Here is a 16,248-nt window from a genome sequence, read left to right as displayed (position 1 = left end):
CAGCACTGCGAGGACCCTCACATGACCCGCGTGATCGCCGGGACCGCGGGCGGACGGCGGCTCGCCGTGCCGCCGGGCGGCGGCACCCGGCCCACCTCCGACCGGGCGCGCGAGGGGCTCTTCTCCACCTGGGAGGCGCTGTCCGGCCCCCTGTCCGGCGCCCGGGTCCTCGACCTGTACGGCGGATCGGGGGCCGTCGGCCTCGAAGCCCTGTCCCGGGGCGCCGCCCACGCCCTGCTGGCCGAGTCCGACCCCCGGGCCGCCCGCACCATCAGGGAGAACATCAGGGCCCTCGCCCTGCCGGGCGCCGAACTGCGCACCGCACGCGCCGAGCAGCTCGTCGCGGAGCCGCCCCCGGCCGAGCCGTACGACCTGGTCTTCCTCGACCCGCCCTACGCCACGACGGACGCCGCGCTCGGCGAGATTCTCGTCACACTGCTGACCGGCGGCTGGCTCGCGGACGGCGCGCTCGCCACCGCCGAGCGCGCCACGCGCGGCGGCCCGTTCGCCTGGCCCCCCGGTTTCGAGGCCCTGCGTTCGCGCCGCTACGGAGAGGGAACCCTCTGGTACGGCCGGGCCACCGACCACGACGTGGACGGCCGGTCATGACCGGCCCGCAGAACCGGCAGGACCGGCAGAACCGGATTGGGGAGAGAGCGTTGCGCCGCGCAGTCTGTCCGGGGTCCTTCGACCCCGTCACCAACGGCCACCTCGACATCGTCGACCGCGCCTCGCGGCTGTACGACGTCGTGCACGTCGCCGTGATGGTGAACAAGTCCAAGCAGGGCCTGTTCACCGTCGAGGAACGCATCGCGCTCATCGAGGAGTGCACCACCGAGTACGGCAACGTCGTCGTCGAGTCCCACCACGGCCTGCTGGTGGACTACTGCAAGCAGCGCGACATCCCCGCCATCGTGAAGGGCCTGCGCGCGGTCAGTGACTTCGACTACGAGTTGCAGATGGCCCAGATGAACAACGGCCTGTCCGGCGTCGAGACGCTGTTCATCCCCACCAACCCCGTCTACAGCTTCCTCTCCTCCAGCCTGGTCAAGGAGGTCGCGACCTGGGGCGGCGACGTCTCCCACCTGGTCCCGGGACCGGTGCTGCGGGCGGTCAGGGCCAAGCTCGACGCGCGCTGACCGGCCCGCCGCGTCCCCCGCGCGGCGCAAACGCTGCCCGGCGGGCGCCGGTTGGCCGTACAGTCGCTCCGTGGACGTGAACCAGAAACTGGACGAGATCGTCGCGGCCGTGCGCGGCGCCAAGGGCATGCCGATGTCGGCGTCCTGCGTCATCAACCGGTCCGACCTGCTCGACCGGCTCGAAGACGTGCGCGAGGCCCTGCCCGGCTCGCTGGCCCAGGCGCGCGAGGTGCTCGGCGACCGCGAGCAGGTCGTCGCCGACGCGCAGCAGGAGGCGCGCCGCATCGTCGAGGCGGCGCACGAGGAACGCGGCACGCTCGTCGAGAACACCGAGGTCGTCCAGCGCGCCCAGGACGAGGCGGCCCGCATCCTCGCCGAGGCCCGCCGGGAGGCCGCCGAGGTCAAGGCCGAGGCCGACGACTACGTGGACAGCAAACTGGCCAACTTCGAGGTGGTCCTCGGCAAGACCATCGGCTCGGTCGACCGGGGCCGGGACAAGCTCCTCGGCGGCGACCGGGGCGACCCGGGGGAGCTGCTCGCCAACGCCGACGCGTACGTCGAGGCGCAGTTCGGCGCGATCCAGGCGGTCCTGCGCAAGACCCTCGAAGCCGTGGGCCGCGGGCGGCAGAAGCTCACCGGCCACCGGCCGATCGACGAACTGGCCGAGCACGTCGCCGCCCAGGAGGCCATGGAGGCGGCGGACGGCGGCATGCCGCGGACGGCCGCGTACTTCGAGCAGCGGGCCGAGCAGGACACCTACGGCTACCTCGGCATGGCCCAGCCGCAGCAGGACCAGCCCGTCACCGACCAGGGGCAGCACCAGCCGGAACCCGCGGCGGCGACCGCCGGTTACGACACGGGCGCCGCCGACGCGTACGCCGCCCAGCAGGGCGGCTACCCCCAGGACGGCGGCTACGGCCAGCAGGACCCGTACGCGGGCACGTACACCTACGCCCAGGACCCCTACGGCTCCGGCGGCTACCCGCAGCAGGACCCCTACGGCACCCAGCAGAACGCCGGCTACGGCTACGACCAGCAGCAGCACCAGCAGCCCACCGCGCTCGACGAGACCAGCCTCTTCGACACGAGCATGATCGACGCCGAGCAGATCCGCAGGTACCAGCAGGGCAGGCACTAGACCCGCCCGCCGCACCCCGCCCCGGGCCCGATCCGGCCGATTGGGTGCCCGGCGGCCCGTGGCGTATGCTGGCTCTTCGGCCGCGTCACCTCTCCGTGTACGCGGCTGCCCGCCCGGTCCCGCTCGCGCCAGACGCGTCGGGGACCGGCGCGCACGGCGACCGCACAGCCCCCATCCGCGAGAAAGCGACAAGGCCCTGAACGCCCTCCTGGACCACCGAGCCCCCCTCGTGTTCGACACACGGGAACTGGGGCGGCGTCCCGGTGCGATGAAACGGGTCTCCCGGACCGTTCCGGCACCGGCCGATCTCGGGGTCGAGGTCATCGGGGTCCCCGGGGACGCGCGGATCGAGGTCGAGCTGCGCATGGAGTCCGTCATGGAGGGCGTCCTCGTGACGGGGACCGCCCGCGCGCCGCTGGCGGGGGAGTGCGTAAGGTGTCTGGAGCCGCTGACCGACGAGGTCACGGCGGACTTCCAGGAGATGTTCTCCTACCCCGAGTCGGAGGGAACCGGCCGCCGCCCCGCGGAGACCGGTGACGACGAGGAGGACGAGGAGACGCTGTACGTCCAGGGCGACCTGTTCGACCTCGAACCGGTGGTGCGGGACGCGGTGGTGCTCTCACTGCCGCTGCAACCCGTGTGCCAGGAGGACTGCCCGGGGCTCTGCCCCGAGTGCGGGGCCCTGCTCGCGCAGGACCCGGACCACGGGCACGACGCCCCGGTGGACATCCGGTGGGCGGCGTTGCGGGACCTGGCGGACTCCGGGGAGTCCGGCGACGGCCCGGAGCGTCCGGACCGCTAGGTCCGGGTCGGCGGCGCCGGCAGGACAGCAGGACACGCAGGACCAGTACGACCAGCAGTACCAGCGAGACGAGCAAGACAGGCCCCCCGCGGAAGCGGGGATGATCACAGGAGAAGTAGCCGTGGCTGTTCCGAAGCGGAAGATGTCGCGCAGCAACACGCGCCACCGCCGGTCGCAGTGGAAGGCTGCGGTCCCGAACCTGGTGCGTTGCGAGCGCTGCCAGGAGCCGAGGCTGCCGCACACCGCGTGCGCCAACTGCGGCACGTACAACCGCCGTCAGGTCGTCGAGGTCTGATCGGCGGGTGACGGGCTCCATGTCACACGCCAGGAGGTCGCAACCCCAGGCGTCCCAGGACACGGCCTCGTCCCTCGCGACTCTGGAAGGGCGGCTCGGCTACACGCTTGAGCCCGCCCTTCTGGCGCGTGCGCTCACGCACCGCTCGTACGCCTACGAGAACGGCGGCCTGCCCACCAACGAGCGCCTTGAGTTCCTCGGGGACTCGGTGCTCGGGCTGATCGTCACCGACACCCTGTACCGCAGGCACCCCGACCTCGCCGAGGGCCAGCTCGCCAAGCTGCGGGCCGCCGTCGTGCAGGCGCGGGCGCTCGCGGAGGTGGCCCGTGGGCTCGGCCTCGGCTCGTTCGTCCGGCTCGGGCGCGGCGAGGAGGGCACGGGCGGCCGGGACAAGGCGTCGATCCTCGCGGACACGCTGGAGGCGGTGATCGGCGCTGTCTACCTCGACCAGGGGCTCGACGCCGCCGACGCGCTGGTCCACCGCCTGTTCGACCCGGTGATCGAGCGTTCCTCCAGTCTCGGCGCGGGCCTCGACTGGAAGACGAGTCTCCAGGAACTGAGCGCCGCCGAGAGCCTCGGGGTGCCCGAGTACGTGATCGAGGAGAGCGGCCCCGACCACGAGAAGACCTTCACCGCTGCCGCCCGTGTCGCTGGCGAGACCTACGGCACCGGCACGGGCCGCAGCAAGAAGGAGGCCGAGCAGCAGGCGGCCGAGAACGCCTGGCGCGCCATCCGCGCCTCCGTCGACGCCCAGCGCGCCGCGCGTGCGGCGGCCGAGGCCGAGGCGGCCGAGGCGGCGGCCCGCGAGCAGGACGGCGGGGCGTCCGTTGCCTGAGCTGCCCGAGGTCGAGGTCGTACGGCGCGGGCTCGACCGGTGGGTCGGCGGCCGCGTCGTCACGGCGGCCGAGGTGCTGCACCCGCGCGCCGTCCGCCGCCATGTCGCGGGGGCCGTGGACTTCGCCGAGCGGCTGCGCGGCGTGCGCGTCACCGACGTGCGGCGGCGTGGGAAGTACCTGTGGCTGCCGCTGGGCGAGGAGCTGGCGCTGCTCGCCCACCTCGGGATGAGCGGCCAGCTCCTCGTGCAGCGGGACGGCTCGCCGGACGAGAAGCACCTGCGGGTCCGCATCACGTTCGACGACGCGGCGCGGGGCGAGCTGCGGTTCGTGGACCAGCGGACGTTCGGCGGCCTGTCGCTGCACCCGGTGGGCGCCGACGGCCTGCCGGACGTCATCGGGCACATCGCGCGCGACCCGCTCGACCCGCTGTTCGACGAGGACGCCTTCCACGCGGCGCTGCGCCGCCGCCGCACGACGGTGAAGCGCGCTCTGCTCGACCAGTCGCTGATCAGCGGTGTCGGCAACATCTACGCCGACGAGGCGCTCTGGCGCACCCGGCTGCACTACGACCGCCCGACCGCCGGGCTCACCCGCCCCCGGACGGCCGAACTCGTCGGGCACATCAGGGCGGTGATGAACGCGGCCCTGGCCGTGGGCGGGACCAGCTTCGACAGCCTCTACGTCAACGTGAACGGCGAGTCCGGCTACTTCGACCGCTCGCTCGACGCGTACGGCCGCGAGGGCCTGCCGTGCCGCCGGTGCGGCACGGAGATGCGGCGGCGGCCGTGGATGAACAGGTCGAGCTACTTCTGCCCCCGCTGTCAGCCGGCGCCGCGCTCCCTCTGACGCACCCCCGACGCGGCTCAGTAGCCGAAGACCTGCGTCCACCAGGGACCGCCTTCACCGAAGTGGACGCCGACGCCCATCGTGGTGAAGTTGCAGTTGAGGATGTTGTCGCGGTGGCCCTCGCTGGCCATCCAGGCGTCCATGACCGCCTGGGCGTCCTGCTGGCCGCGCGCTATGTTCTCGCCGCCCATGCTCTCGATCCCGGCGGCGGCCGCACGGTCCCAGGGGCTGCGGCCGTCGGGGTCCGTGTGGTCGAAGAAGCCGCGGGCGGCCATGTCCTGGCTGTACCCGGCGGCGAGCGCGTTGAGCGCGGGGTCGAGCGTCAGGGGCAGGCAGCCGGCTCCGGCGCGCTCCGCGTTGACCCGTTCCAGCACGGCCTGGACGGCGGCGGTCCTGTCGTCGGTCGCGGGGGCGCTCGGCTCCTCGCTCGGCGTGGGCCGGAGCGACTCGGGGGCCGGAGCCTCGGTCTCCTCCTCGGCCGGCGGCGTGGTGCGCTCGGGGGCCGTGGCCTCCTCGGTGCGTTCCGGCTCCGCCGTACGCTCGGGCGCGGTCGTCTCCGGTGCCTCCGCGGAGGGGCTGTCCTCCTCCTCCTCCGGCGTCGTGGCCGTCTCGGAGGGGGACTCCCGGCTGTCGAGCGTGCTGCGCTCGGAACCGCGGCTGGCGCCCGGCTCGGTGGCCTGCTCGCGCGGCGACAGCGAGCCGTTCGGCGAGGGCGACACGGAGCCCGGAGCCGAGGGAACGTTCCCCTGGGCGCGGATGTCATCGGTGGTGGGGGAGCCGCTGGGGGAGAGGGCGTCTCCCATCCCAGGCAGCAGCCCGCTGCCGACTCCCACGGCACCCACGGCCAGAGCCGCGGAAGCGCCGATCAGGCCGGTACGCGCGTGGCTCCGGCGGCGGCGATGGCGTCCCATGCGCAACACCGTCCTTGTCATCGTCGAGGGCCAACCAAGATCCAAATTCACCCGAATGGATGAATGCTCATCGCGTGACTGTACGGCATGGCCCGGTCGGCGGAGGTGTCCCACGGGGAAAACACCGGATAGCGTGCGTCACATGCAGTCCTCAGCACCCCCGCCGGAGCAGGGCTCCGGGACCGTACGGATGACCGCGTGGGTGCGCGGTCATGTCCAGGGCGTCGGATTCCGCTGGTTCACCCGTGCGCAGGCGCTGGCCATCGGTGACCTGCGGGGATTTGCCTCGAATCTGGGGGACGGGCGGGTGCAGGTGGTCGCCGAGGGCAGCCGGGAGAAGTGCGCGCGGCTGCTCGACTGGCTCAGGGAGGGCGACACGCCCGGACGCGTGGACGGTGTCACCGAGATATGGGACACACCGCGTGGCGGCTATCCGGATTTCGCGATCCGGTGAGCGGCCTCGCGCCGTGGTCGGGAAAGTGCCGGAAACGGGTTGCCAACACCGCTCCGACGTGCAAGGCTGCCGCCACCAGCGGCATAGGGGCGGAGCCGCCGCGAGAGATCGAAAGTGATCGAGAACCGCCATAGGACGCCGAGTGAATGATCACCTCGGCGATACGCGGTGTGATCGTGTTGACCGTCCCACTTTTTGGTGAGACGCTGAAAGTCCCGCGCTTCTCCGCTGTGCGGCCTCGCGAAAGCAGGGTGTGGCGGACGTCGCGGCAGTCAACCCTCACGACCTACCAACGGCTTCGGTCGGTCACTCAGTGTGGAGGACCATCCATCATGGCAAAGGCGCTTCTCGGTCACATCGGCGGCTTCGACCCCCGAGTCATCGCCGAGATGCGACGGCTTCAGCAGCGCGTACAGGACCTGGAGACGCAGCTCCTCCGGGTTCAGGCGGAGAACGACGCGCTGGCTGCCGCCGCTCGACACGGCGACTCGGTGCTCGACAACATCGATGTGCCCCAGGCTGAGCCCGCCCTGACCTGACCTCAACGGCGAGGACAGGCCGCTCGCGGCTCGACGCCTGCGGAATATGCGAGGGACGCTTCGGCGTCCCTTCGTCATTTCCGGAAGAGACCGGCCACGGAGAGATCGAGTCGCAGGAAACCGGGCTTCGAGAAACCGCCTCCCGCCCCATTGCCGTACGTGCTGACTCTGATCTGCCCTGCATCCGACGCGTCGAAACAGCCGGGGACGGACAACCGGCGGGTAAAGTCGCACGGCGTGCATCTCAAGAGCCTCACCCTGCGGGGGTTCAAGTCCTTCGCCTCGGCCACCACGCTGCGCTTCGAGCCCGGCATCACCTGTGTGGTCGGGCCGAACGGGTCGGGCAAGTCCAATGTGGTGGACGCGCTTTCCTGGGTCATGGGGGAACAGGGCGCGAAATCCCTGCGTGGCGGGAAGATGGAGGACGTCATCTTCGCCGGCACCACCGGCCGCCCGCCGCTCGGCCGCGCCGAGGTGTCGCTGACGATCGACAACACCGACGGCGCCCTGCCCATCGAGTACACCGAGGTCACGGTGACGCGGACGATGTTCCGCAACGGCGGCAGCGAGTACCAGATCAACGGCAACACCTGCCGCCTCCTCGACGTCCAGGAACTCCTCTCCGACTCCGGCATCGGCCGCGAGATGCACGTCATCGTCGGTCAGGGCCGCCTCGACTCGGTGCTGCACGCCGACCCCACCGGCCGCCGCGCGTTCATCGAGGAGGCCGCCGGTGTCCTCAAGCACCGCAAGCGCAAGGAGAAGGCGCTGCGCAAGCTGGACGCGATGCAGGCGAACCTCGCGCGCGTCCAGGACCTCAGTGACGAGCTGCGCCGCCAGCTCAAGCCGCTCGGCCGCCAGGCCGCCGTCGCCCGCAAGGCCGCCGTCATCCAGGCCGACCTGCGCGACGCCCGCCTGCGGCTGCTCGCCGACGACCTCGTCGGGCAGCGCGCCGCGCTCAGCGCCGAGATCGCCGACGAGGCCGCGCTCAAGCAGCGCAAGGAGGAGGCCGAGGCCCGGCTGCGGGAGGCCCTGCGCCGCGAGGCCGAACTGGAGGCCGAGGTGCGCCTGCTGGCCCCGCGCGTCCAGCGCGCCACGGCCACCTGGTACGAGCTGTCCCAGCTCGCCGAGCGTGTGCGGGGCACGATCGGGCTCGCCGACGCCCGCGTCACCAGCGCCGCCGCCGGGGCGCCCGAGGAGCGGCGCGGCCGCGACCCCGAGGACATGGAGCGGGAGGCGGCCCGTGTCCGCGCGCAGGAGGCCGAGCTGACCGCCGCGCTCGAAGCGGCGTCCCGGGCCCTGGACGACACCGTGGACCACCGCGCCGGACTCGAACGTGCCCTGGCCCAGGAGGAGCGCCGCCTCAAGGACGCCGCCCGCGCCCTCGCCGACCGCCGCGAAGGGCTCGCGCGCCTCCACGGCCAGGCCAACGCCGCGCGCAGCAGGGCGGCCTCGGCGCAGACGCAGATCGACCGGCTGGCCACCGCCCGTGACGAGGCCGCCGAACGCGCCGAGCACGCGGGCGAGGAGTACGAGGCCCTGCGCGCCGAGGTGGAAGGGCTGGACGCGGGCGACTCCGCGCTGGAGCGCGAGCACGAGGCCGCCCGCGCCGAACTGGCCGCCGCCGAGGCCGGACGCGCCCGCGCCCGCGACGCCCTGACCACCGCCGAGCGCGAACGCGCCGCCGTCTCCGCCCGCCACGACGCCCTCGCCCTCGGCCTGCGCCGCAAGGACGGCACCGGCGCGCTGCTGTCCGCGGGCGACCGGCTCGCCGGCGTCCTCGGCCCCGCCGCCGAACTGCTCACCGTCGTCCCGGGCCACGAGGTGCCCGTCGCCGCGGCCCTCGGCGCCGCCGCCGACGCGATCGCCGTGGACGGCCCGGCCGCCGCCGCCGAGGCGCTGCGGCTGCTGCGCAAACAGGACGCCGGACGCGCCGCGCTGCTGCTCGGCGGCATGCCGGACGAGCCCGCCGCCCCCGCGCCGGAGGACGGGCTCTCCCGCGCCGCCGATCTCGTACGCGGCCCGGCCGACCTCATGCCGGCCGTCCGCCGCCTGCTGCGTGACACCGTCGTGGTCGAGTCGCTGGACGAGGCCCTCACCCTGCTCACCGCGCGCCCGGACCTCACCGCCGTGACCGGCGAGGGCGACGTCGTCTCCCGCCACCTCGCGCACGGCGGCTCGGCGGGCGCGCCCAGCCTGCTGGAGGTGCAGGCGTCGGTGGACGAGGCGGCCGCCGAACTGCGGGAACTGACCACCCGCTGCGCCGAGCTGGCCGCCGTGTCCGAGGCGGCGGGGGAGCGGCGCCGCGCGCTCGCCGCCCGGGTGGAGGAGCTGGCCGGGCGCCGCAGCGCGGCCGAACGTGCCAAGTCCCGCGTCGCCCAGGACCTCGGCCGCCTCGCGGGGCAGGCCAGGGGCGCGGCGGGCGAGGCCGAACGCGCCGCCGCCGCCGTCACCCGGGCCGAGGAGGAGCTGGCCCGCGCGGTCGAGCAGGCCGAGGAACTGGCGGAACGTCTCGCCACCGCCGAGGAGGGCGCCGACGCGGACGAGGAGCCGGACACGTCGGTCCGCGACCGGCTCGCCGCCGACGGCGCCAACGCCCGGCAGACCGAGATGGAGGCGAGGCTCCAGGTCCGCACCCACGAGGAGCGGGTGCGCGGGCTCGCCGGGCGCGCCGAGGGGCTCGACCGCGCGGCCCGCGCCGAACGGGAGGCTCGCGTCCGCGCCGAGCGGCGCCGCGCCCGTATGCGGTACGAGGCCGAGGTCGCCGCCGCCGTCGCGGACGGCGCGCGGCAGCTGCTCGCCCACGCCGAGGCGTCCGTCGCCCGCGCCGCCGCCGAACGGGACGCCGCCGAGCGTGCCAAGGCGGAACGGGAGGAGGCGCTCGCCGCCGAGCGCTCGGCCGGCCGCGGGCTCAAGGACGAGCTGGACAAACTCACCGACTCGGTGCACCGCGGCGAGGTCATGGGGGCGGAGAAGCGGCTGCGCATCGAGCAGCTCGAAGCCCGCGCGCTGGAGGAGCTGGGCGTCGACCCGGACGTGCTGGTCCGCGAGTACGGCCCCGACCAGCCCGTACCGCCCTCGCCGCCCGCCGAGGGCGAGGAGCTGCCGGACGACCCGGACCACCCGCGCAACCGGCCGCGGCCCTTCGACCGCGCGGGGCAGGAGAAGCGGCTGCGGGCGGCGGAACGCGCGTACAAGCAGCTGGGCAAGGTGAACCCGCTGGCCCTGGAGGAGTTCGCCGCGCTGGAGGAACGGCACCAGTTCCTCAGCGAGCAGCTGGCCGACCTGAGGAAGACCAGGGCCGACCTCCTCCAGGTGGTGAAGGAGGTGGACGAGCGGGTGGAGCAGGTCTTCACCGCCGCCTACCACGACACGGCGCGCGAGTTCGAGGGCGTGTTCTCGCGGCTCTTCCCCGGCGGCGAGGGCAGGCTGCTGCTCACCGACCCGTCCGACATGCTGACCACCGGCGTGGAGGTGGAGGCGAGGCCGCCCGGCAAGAAGGTGAAGCGGCTCTCGTTGCTCTCCGGCGGCGAGCGGTCGCTCACCGCGGTGGCGCTGCTGGTGTCGATCTTCAAGGCGCGGCCGAGCCCGTTCTACGTCATGGACGAGGTCGAGGCCGCGCTCGACGACACCAACCTCCAGCGGCTCATCCGGATCATGGAGGAGCTGAAGGGCAGCTCCCAGCTCATCGTCATCACGCACCAGAAGCGGACGATGGAGGTCGCGGACGCGCTGTACGGCGTGTCCATGCAGGGCGACGGCGTGTCGAAGGTCATCAGCCAGCGCCTGTCCTGACCCGGCCGGAGAGCCAGCGGGTGAAATACCCCTTTCTCCGGCGTAATGTGACTTCGGGCACACTGTCCCGCCCGGAGAGTGCGGCCGACCCTCGAACCCGCAGCCGGATCGGTGATCCACGCGAGCCGGGGAAGACGGCAGGCGATGCCGTCGGACGGAACCTGGAGGGAAGCGTGACCTCGACCTCGAAACCCGGTACGGAAGCCCCGAGGCGCCCGCCCCATCTCACGTTCGTCATCTTCATCGCCGCCACCGCCGCGCTCGGCGGATTCCTCTTCGGCTACGACAGCTCGGTGATCAACGGCGCGGTCGAGGGCATCCGCGGGCGGTTCGACGTCTCCTCGGGGCGTCTCGGCACGGTCGTCGCCATCGCGCTGCTCGGCGCGGCGGTGGGCGCGCTGATCGCGGGGCGGCTCGCGGACCGGATCGGCCGCATCCGGGTGATGCAGCTCGCCGCGTTCCTCTTCCTCGTCAGCGGCATCGGGTCGATGCTGCCCTTCGCCCTCTGGGACCTCGCTGTCTGGCGCACCGTCGGCGGCGTCGCCATCGGCATGGCCTCGGTGATCGCGCCGGCGTACATCGCCGAGGTGTCCCCGCCCGAGTACCGCGGACGGCTCGCCTCGTTCCAGCAGGCGGCGATCGTGCTGGGCATCGCGGTGTCGCAGCTCGTCAACTGGTTCCTGGTGAACCTGGCCGACGGCGACCAGCGCGGCCACCTGCTCGGCATCGAGGCGTGGCAGCTGATGCTGGGCATCGAGGCCGTCCCCGCGCTGGTCTACGGGCTGATGACGTTCGGCATCCCCGAGTCGCCGCGCTACCTCGTGTCGCGCGGCCGGACGGAGGACGCCAAGCGGGTGCTCCACGACGTGGAGGCCAAGGGGACCGACCTGGACGCCCGGGTCCGCGAGATCGACCGGGCCCTGCACACGGAGCACAGCTCCAGCTGGCGCGACCTGATCAGCAGGCGCACCGGGCTGCTGCCCATCGTCTGGATCGGCATCGCCCTGTCGGCGTTCCAGCAGCTCGTCGGCATCAATGTGATCTTCTACTACTCGAACTCGCTGTGGCAGTCGGTGGGCATCGACCCCGAGAGCTCGTTCTTCTACTCCTTCACCACCTCGATCATCAACATCATCGGCACGATCATCGCCATGCTCTTCGTGGACAGGATCGGGCGGAGACCGCTGCTGCTCATCGGCTCGATCGGCATGGCCGTCTCGCTGGGCACCACCGCGTGGGCGTTCTCCGCCAAGCGCGGCTCGGGTGACGACATCTCGCTGCCCGACACCGAGGGCACCGTGGCGCTGATCGGGGCGCACGCGTTCGTGCTCTTCTTCGCCCTGTCGTGGGGCGTGGTCGTCTGGGTGCTGCTCGGCGAGATGTTCCCCAACCGGATCCGGGCCGCCGCGCTCGGCGTCGCCGCGTCCGCCCAGTGGATCGCGAACTGGGCCGTCACCCAGAGCTTCCCGACCCTCTCGGACTGGAACCTGTCGGGCGCGTACGTCATCTACACCTGTATCGCGCTGCTGACCATCCCGTTCCTGCTCATCTGGGTCCGCGAGACCAAGGGCAAGGCGCTGGAGGAGATGGGCTGACCCCCGCGCCGGGCGGCGTCGGCAATACTTGGGGTCGCCCGGCACCCACCTCCTACAGGCAGCATCCAAGGGAATCGATGGACATCCTCATCCTTGTCGTAGTCATCGCCGTGGTCGCCGTCGCCGCGATCGCGGCGTTCCTCGTGCGCGGTCGCGGCGCCGGTACGGCGCCCCCGGGCGAGCGGCCCACGCCCACCGCGCCGCCCGCGGAGCCGCAGGTCGGCGAGGACTCGCAGGCGCCGCCCGACGAGGCGCGGCGCACCATCGAGGACGTCGTCCTCCCGCCGGGGACCTCGCCGCCCGCCGTCGAGGCCGAGGCCGAGGCGCCGCCGGTCGAGGTGCCCGAGCCCGCCGCCGGGCGCCTCGTACGGCTGCGGGCGCGGCTGGCCCGTTCGCAGAACACCCTGGGCAAGGGGCTGCTGACCCTGCTGTCGCGCGAGCGGCTCGACGAGGAGACCTGGGAGGAGATCGAGGACACCCTGCTGACCGCCGACGTCGGCGTCCGCCCGACGCAGGAGCTGGTGGAGCGGCTGCGCGAGCGCGTGCGCGTCCTCGGCACGCGCACGCCGGAGGACCTGCGGTCCCTGCTGCGCGAGGAGCTGCTCACCCTGGTCGGGCCCGACCTCGACCGCGTGGTGCACACCGAGGGCGGGGTCTCCGTCGAGGGCGAGGAGCGCCCGGCGGTCGTCCTCGTCGTCGGCGTCAACGGGACGGGGAAGACGACGACGACCGGCAAGCTGGCGCGCGTCCTGGTGGCGGACGGGAAGTCCGTGGTCCTCGGCGCGGCCGACACGTTCCGCGCCGCCGCCGCCGAGCAGCTCCAGACCTGGGGCGAACGGGTCGGCGCGCGCACCGTGCGCGGCCCCGAGGGCGGCGACCCGGCGTCGGTCGCGTTCGAGGCCGTGCGGCACGGCATCGCGGAGACGGCGGACGTCGTCCTCGTGGACACCGCCGGGCGGCTGCACACCAAGACCGGTCTGATGGACGAGCTGGGCAAGGTCAAGCGGGTCGTGGAGAAGCACGGGCCGGTCAACGAGGTGCTGCTCGTCCTCGACGCCACCACCGGGCAGAACGGGCTGGTGCAGGCCCGGGTGTTCTCGGAGGTCGTGGACATCACCGGCATCGCGCTCACCAAGCTGGACGGCACGGCCAAGGGCGGCATCGTCGTCGCGGTGCAGCGGGAGCTGGGGGTCCCGGTCAAGCTGATCGGGCTCGGCGAGGGGCCGGACGACCTCGCGCCGTTCGAGCCGGAGGCGTTCGTGGACGCGCTGCTTGCCTGACGCGCGCCGGTGCGTCACGTTCCGGGGACGGCCCCGGCCTGGGGAGACCGGGCCGGGGCCGTCGCACGTACGGGCGGCTGCCGTATACGAGCGGGGTCAGGTGCGGCGGGTCAGCGAGGTGAGGGAGACGCAGGTGTAGGCGAGGGCGCCCAGCAGCAGCCGGGTGGTGGGCGGCGCGATCGCGGTGTCCGTGCCCGGCGCGCGCAGCCAGCGCACCGGGCCGTGGCCGCCGTGGTCGGACGGCGGCGCCGTGATGTGCCGTCCGGGGCCGAGCCCGCGAAGATCGAGCGGCGCGTCGGCCCAGCCCAGGCGGCGCAGCAGGGCGGGCAGTTCGGCGGTGCTGCCGGGCGCGACGAAGAACCAGGCGCGGCCGTGCGGCGCCAGGGCGACGGGACCCATGGGCAGGCCGAGCCGTTCCAGCCGGGGGAGGGCGCGGCGGGCGGCGGGGGCGGGGGCGTCGAGGACGTCGAAGCTGTGGCCGGTGGGCAGCAGCACGGACGCGCCGGGCACCCAGGAGCAGCCGACGTGGTCGAGCGTCGCGCCCGCCGGGATGGTGAGCCCGGGATCGAGGGGGTGGGCGCCGGGGGAGGAGCAGCGGGGGCTGCCGCAGGAGCAGACGACCGTGCCGTGCTGCGCGCCCCGGGTGGTCCAGGCACCGGGCGTCACGTCCCAGCCCCGCAGACCGGTGTACTCGGCGACGGCGGTCGAGACGGGGCCCGGCCGCCGGGCCGCGAGCCGCAGGTCACGGATCTCGCGGATGCCGCCGATCGTGAAGCCCATGCACTCTCCAACGGGCCGCCCCGCCGATGGTTACGGCCCGGGGGTGGCGCCCCGGGGGAGCGCGTAGCCGTACGTGCGCCCCCGGCGTGCTTCACCCTCCCCGAAGCGGTCGGCGTGCGCGCACGGGTGAAGCACGCGTGGTGGGCATGAGGGGGACGCGGAGGGGTGGCGAATGGTGGCGCTTACGGGCTGCCCCTCACCGGCACCGTGATCGTAGGATTACTTTCGGTTCATCGGTAGACGTGCCGTCAACAGTCCGCACGTCCGACAACACCCGGAACGGGGGCGTGACACCGTGGGGGTCAACGCGAGTGGTGACAGTCAGGTCAGACCGCCGAACGAGCGGCTCACCTCGTGGTTCCAGCGCAGCGGCTGGTCCAAGGGCGAGCTGGCCAGGCAGGTGAACCGGCGGGCCAGGCGGCTCGGCGCGCACCACATCAGCACCGACACGTCGCGTGTACGGCGCTGGCTCGACGGCGAGCAGCCGCGCGAGCCGATCCCGCGCATCCTCGCCGAGCTGTTCTCCGAGCGGTTCGGCTGCGTCGTCGGCGTGGAGGACCTGGGGCTGCGCTCCGCGCGCCAGCCGGCCGCCGTCTCCGGCATCGACCTGCCATGGGCCGGGCCGCAGACCGTGGCGCTGATCAACGAGTTCTCCCGCAGCGACCTCATGCTCGGCCGCCGCGGCTTCCTCGGCACGGCCCTCACCATGTCGGCGGGGCCCGCGCTGATAGAGCCCATGCAGCGGTGGCTCGTCCCCACGCCCACGGACGGCGAGCCGCTGCCGGGGGCGCGGCTCCTGACGGTCGCGGGCGGCGGCCGGGGCGAGGCGCGCCGCCTGTCCGGGATCTCCGAACCGGAGCTGGCCGTGCTGGAGGAGACGACCGCCCAGTTCCGGCGCTGGGACGCGCAGAGCGGCGGCGGCCTGCGGCGCAAGGCCGTGGTCGGGCAGCTGCACGAGGTCACCGACCTGCTCGCCGAGTCGCACCCGGAGCCGGTGCGCCGCAGGCTGTTCCGGGTCACCGCCGAGCTGGCGGAGCTGGCCGGGTGGATGAGCTACGACATCGGGCTCCAGCCGACGGCGCAGAAGTACTTCGTGCTCGCCCTGCACGCCGCGAAGGAGGCGGACGACCGGCCGCTCGGCGCGTACATCCTGTCCAAGATGTGCCGGCAGATGATCCACCTCGGCCGGGGCGACGACGCCCTCGAACTGGTGCACCTCGCCCAGTACGGCAGCCGCGACACGGCGACCTCGCGGACGCAGGCCATGCTGTACGCGATGGAGGCCCGCGCGTACGCGACGCAGGGGCAGCCCGCCAAGTGCCACCGCGCGGTGCGGATGGCGGAGGAGACGTTCGGCCAGATCGGGGCGGACGAGCGGGACCCGGACTGGATCGGCTTCTTCTCCGAGGCCGAGCTGAACGCGGAGAACGGCCACTCGTACCGCGACCTCTCCTATGTGGCCGGACGCAGCCCCACCTATGTGACGCGCGCCAGGCCGCATCTCGAACGGGCGGTCGCGCTCTTCGGCGAGGAGCGCGAGCGGAACCCCGGCGGGGCGCACCACCGTTCGTATGCACTCAACCTCATCGGGATGGCGACGGTGCACCTGCTGGAGAGGGAGCCCGAGGCGTTCGCGGCGCAGGCGAGCGAGGCGGCGGAACTGGCCGGTCGGCTCCGGTCCGAGCGCGTCAACGACCGGCTCCGCAAGACGTACGCGGCGGCGCAGCGCGACTTCGGCGACGTCCCCGAGGTACGGGACGGCGCAGCCGTGTTCGGGGCGCAACCGCCCGCGAATTCGGCCGTCCGGGCGGTCTGACGCGCCCGTTCCCCCCACCCGC

15 protein-coding genes are annotated in these 16,248 nt (G+C 73.4%); 13 read left to right on the top strand and 2 right to left on the bottom strand.

Annotated elements, in window-relative coordinates:
* Positions 1-21 precede the first annotated feature (21 nt).
* From rsmD to mutM, 7 genes are all read left to right on the top strand, one after another.
* A complete protein-coding gene (gene rsmD / locus ACL02R_RS26490; protein ID WP_412799488.1) occupies positions 22-609 on the top strand; it encodes a 16S rRNA (guanine(966)-N(2))-methyltransferase RsmD in 588 nt (195 codons plus the stop codon).
* A gap of 50 nt (positions 610-659) precedes the next feature.
* Positions 660-1,139: a pantetheine-phosphate adenylyltransferase gene (gene coaD / locus ACL02R_RS26485; RefSeq protein WP_362968217.1), complete on the top strand. Its 480-nt coding sequence runs from the start codon at positions 660-662 to the stop codon at positions 1,137-1,139.
* Between the two features lie 70 nt (positions 1,140-1,209).
* Positions 1,210-2,277 carry a cell division initiation protein gene (locus ACL02R_RS26480; protein WP_412799487.1) on the top strand — a complete coding sequence of 356 codons (1,068 nt, stop codon included), beginning with the start codon at positions 1,210-1,212 and terminating at the stop codon, positions 2,275-2,277.
* Between the two features lie 229 nt (positions 2,278-2,506).
* Entirely contained in the window at positions 2,507-3,079 is a 573-nt protein-coding gene (locus ACL02R_RS26475; protein WP_412799486.1) for a YceD family protein, read from the top strand.
* A gap of 121 nt (positions 3,080-3,200) precedes the next feature.
* Complete coding sequence (rpmF, locus tag ACL02R_RS26470) at positions 3,201-3,374, top strand: 50S ribosomal protein L32 (RefSeq protein WP_052852033.1); 174 nt, start codon at positions 3,201-3,203, stop codon at positions 3,372-3,374.
* 19 nt (positions 3,375-3,393) lie between these two features.
* Positions 3,394-4,209, top strand: coding sequence for a ribonuclease III (gene rnc, locus ACL02R_RS26465; RefSeq protein ID WP_412799485.1), 816 nt, complete (start codon positions 3,394-3,396; stop codon positions 4,207-4,209).
* Positions 4,202-5,056: a bifunctional DNA-formamidopyrimidine glycosylase/DNA-(apurinic or apyrimidinic site) lyase gene (mutM, locus tag ACL02R_RS26460; protein WP_362968225.1), complete on the top strand. Its 855-nt coding sequence runs from the start codon at positions 4,202-4,204 to the stop codon at positions 5,054-5,056. The genes rnc and mutM overlap by 8 nt, the downstream gene beginning before the upstream one ends.
* Positions 5,057-5,073: 17 nt before the next feature.
* Here the strand turns inward: mutM and ACL02R_RS26455 are convergent, their stop codons facing one another.
* The gene (locus ACL02R_RS26455; RefSeq protein WP_412799484.1) at positions 5,074-5,898 is read right to left on the bottom strand and encodes a CAP domain-containing protein; all 825 of its coding nucleotides are present in this window, start codon (positions 5,896-5,898) and stop codon (positions 5,074-5,076) included.
* A gap of 211 nt (positions 5,899-6,109) precedes the next feature.
* Between ACL02R_RS26455 and ACL02R_RS26450 the strand changes: the two genes are divergently transcribed.
* The 5 genes from ACL02R_RS26450 (at position 6,110) to ftsY (ending at position 13,630) form a co-directional block, all read left to right on the top strand.
* Complete coding sequence (locus ACL02R_RS26450; protein WP_412799483.1) at positions 6,110-6,421, top strand: acylphosphatase; 312 nt, start codon at positions 6,110-6,112, stop codon at positions 6,419-6,421.
* A gap of 332 nt (positions 6,422-6,753) precedes the next feature.
* On the top strand, positions 6,754-6,960 hold the full coding sequence (locus tag ACL02R_RS26445) for a hypothetical protein (protein WP_362968231.1): 207 nt from the start codon (positions 6,754-6,756) through the stop codon (positions 6,958-6,960).
* Between the two features lie 237 nt (positions 6,961-7,197).
* Positions 7,198-10,755 carry a chromosome segregation protein SMC gene (gene smc / locus ACL02R_RS26440; protein ID WP_412799482.1) on the top strand — a complete coding sequence of 1,186 codons (3,558 nt, stop codon included), beginning with the start codon at positions 7,198-7,200 and terminating at the stop codon, positions 10,753-10,755.
* Positions 10,756-10,928: 173 nt separating this feature from the next.
* Complete coding sequence (locus ACL02R_RS26435; protein WP_412799481.1) at positions 10,929-12,350, top strand: sugar porter family MFS transporter; 1,422 nt, start codon at positions 10,929-10,931, stop codon at positions 12,348-12,350.
* Between the two features lie 77 nt (positions 12,351-12,427).
* The gene (ftsY, locus tag ACL02R_RS26430; RefSeq protein ID WP_412799480.1) at positions 12,428-13,630 is read left to right on the top strand and encodes a signal recognition particle-docking protein FtsY; all 1,203 of its coding nucleotides are present in this window, start codon (positions 12,428-12,430) and stop codon (positions 13,628-13,630) included.
* A gap of 96 nt (positions 13,631-13,726) precedes the next feature.
* On the opposite strand, the gene ACL02R_RS26425 is transcribed toward ftsY, so the two are convergent.
* Positions 13,727-14,410, bottom strand: coding sequence for a bifunctional DNA primase/polymerase (locus ACL02R_RS26425; RefSeq protein WP_412799479.1), 684 nt, complete (start codon positions 14,408-14,410; stop codon positions 13,727-13,729).
* 295 nt (positions 14,411-14,705) lie between these two features.
* On the opposite strand from ACL02R_RS26425, the gene ACL02R_RS26420 reads away from it, so the two are divergent.
* Entirely contained in the window at positions 14,706-16,226 is a 1,521-nt protein-coding gene (locus ACL02R_RS26420) for a hypothetical protein (RefSeq protein ID WP_412799478.1), read from the top strand.
* The last annotated feature ends 22 nt before the right edge of the window (positions 16,227-16,248 follow it).

It is taken from the genome of Streptomyces sp. MS19 (assembly GCF_047200595.1).
Taxonomy (GTDB): Bacteria; Actinomycetota; Actinomycetes; order Streptomycetales; family Streptomycetaceae; genus Streptomyces.
This window is presented reverse-complemented; position numbering and strand designations above follow the sequence as displayed.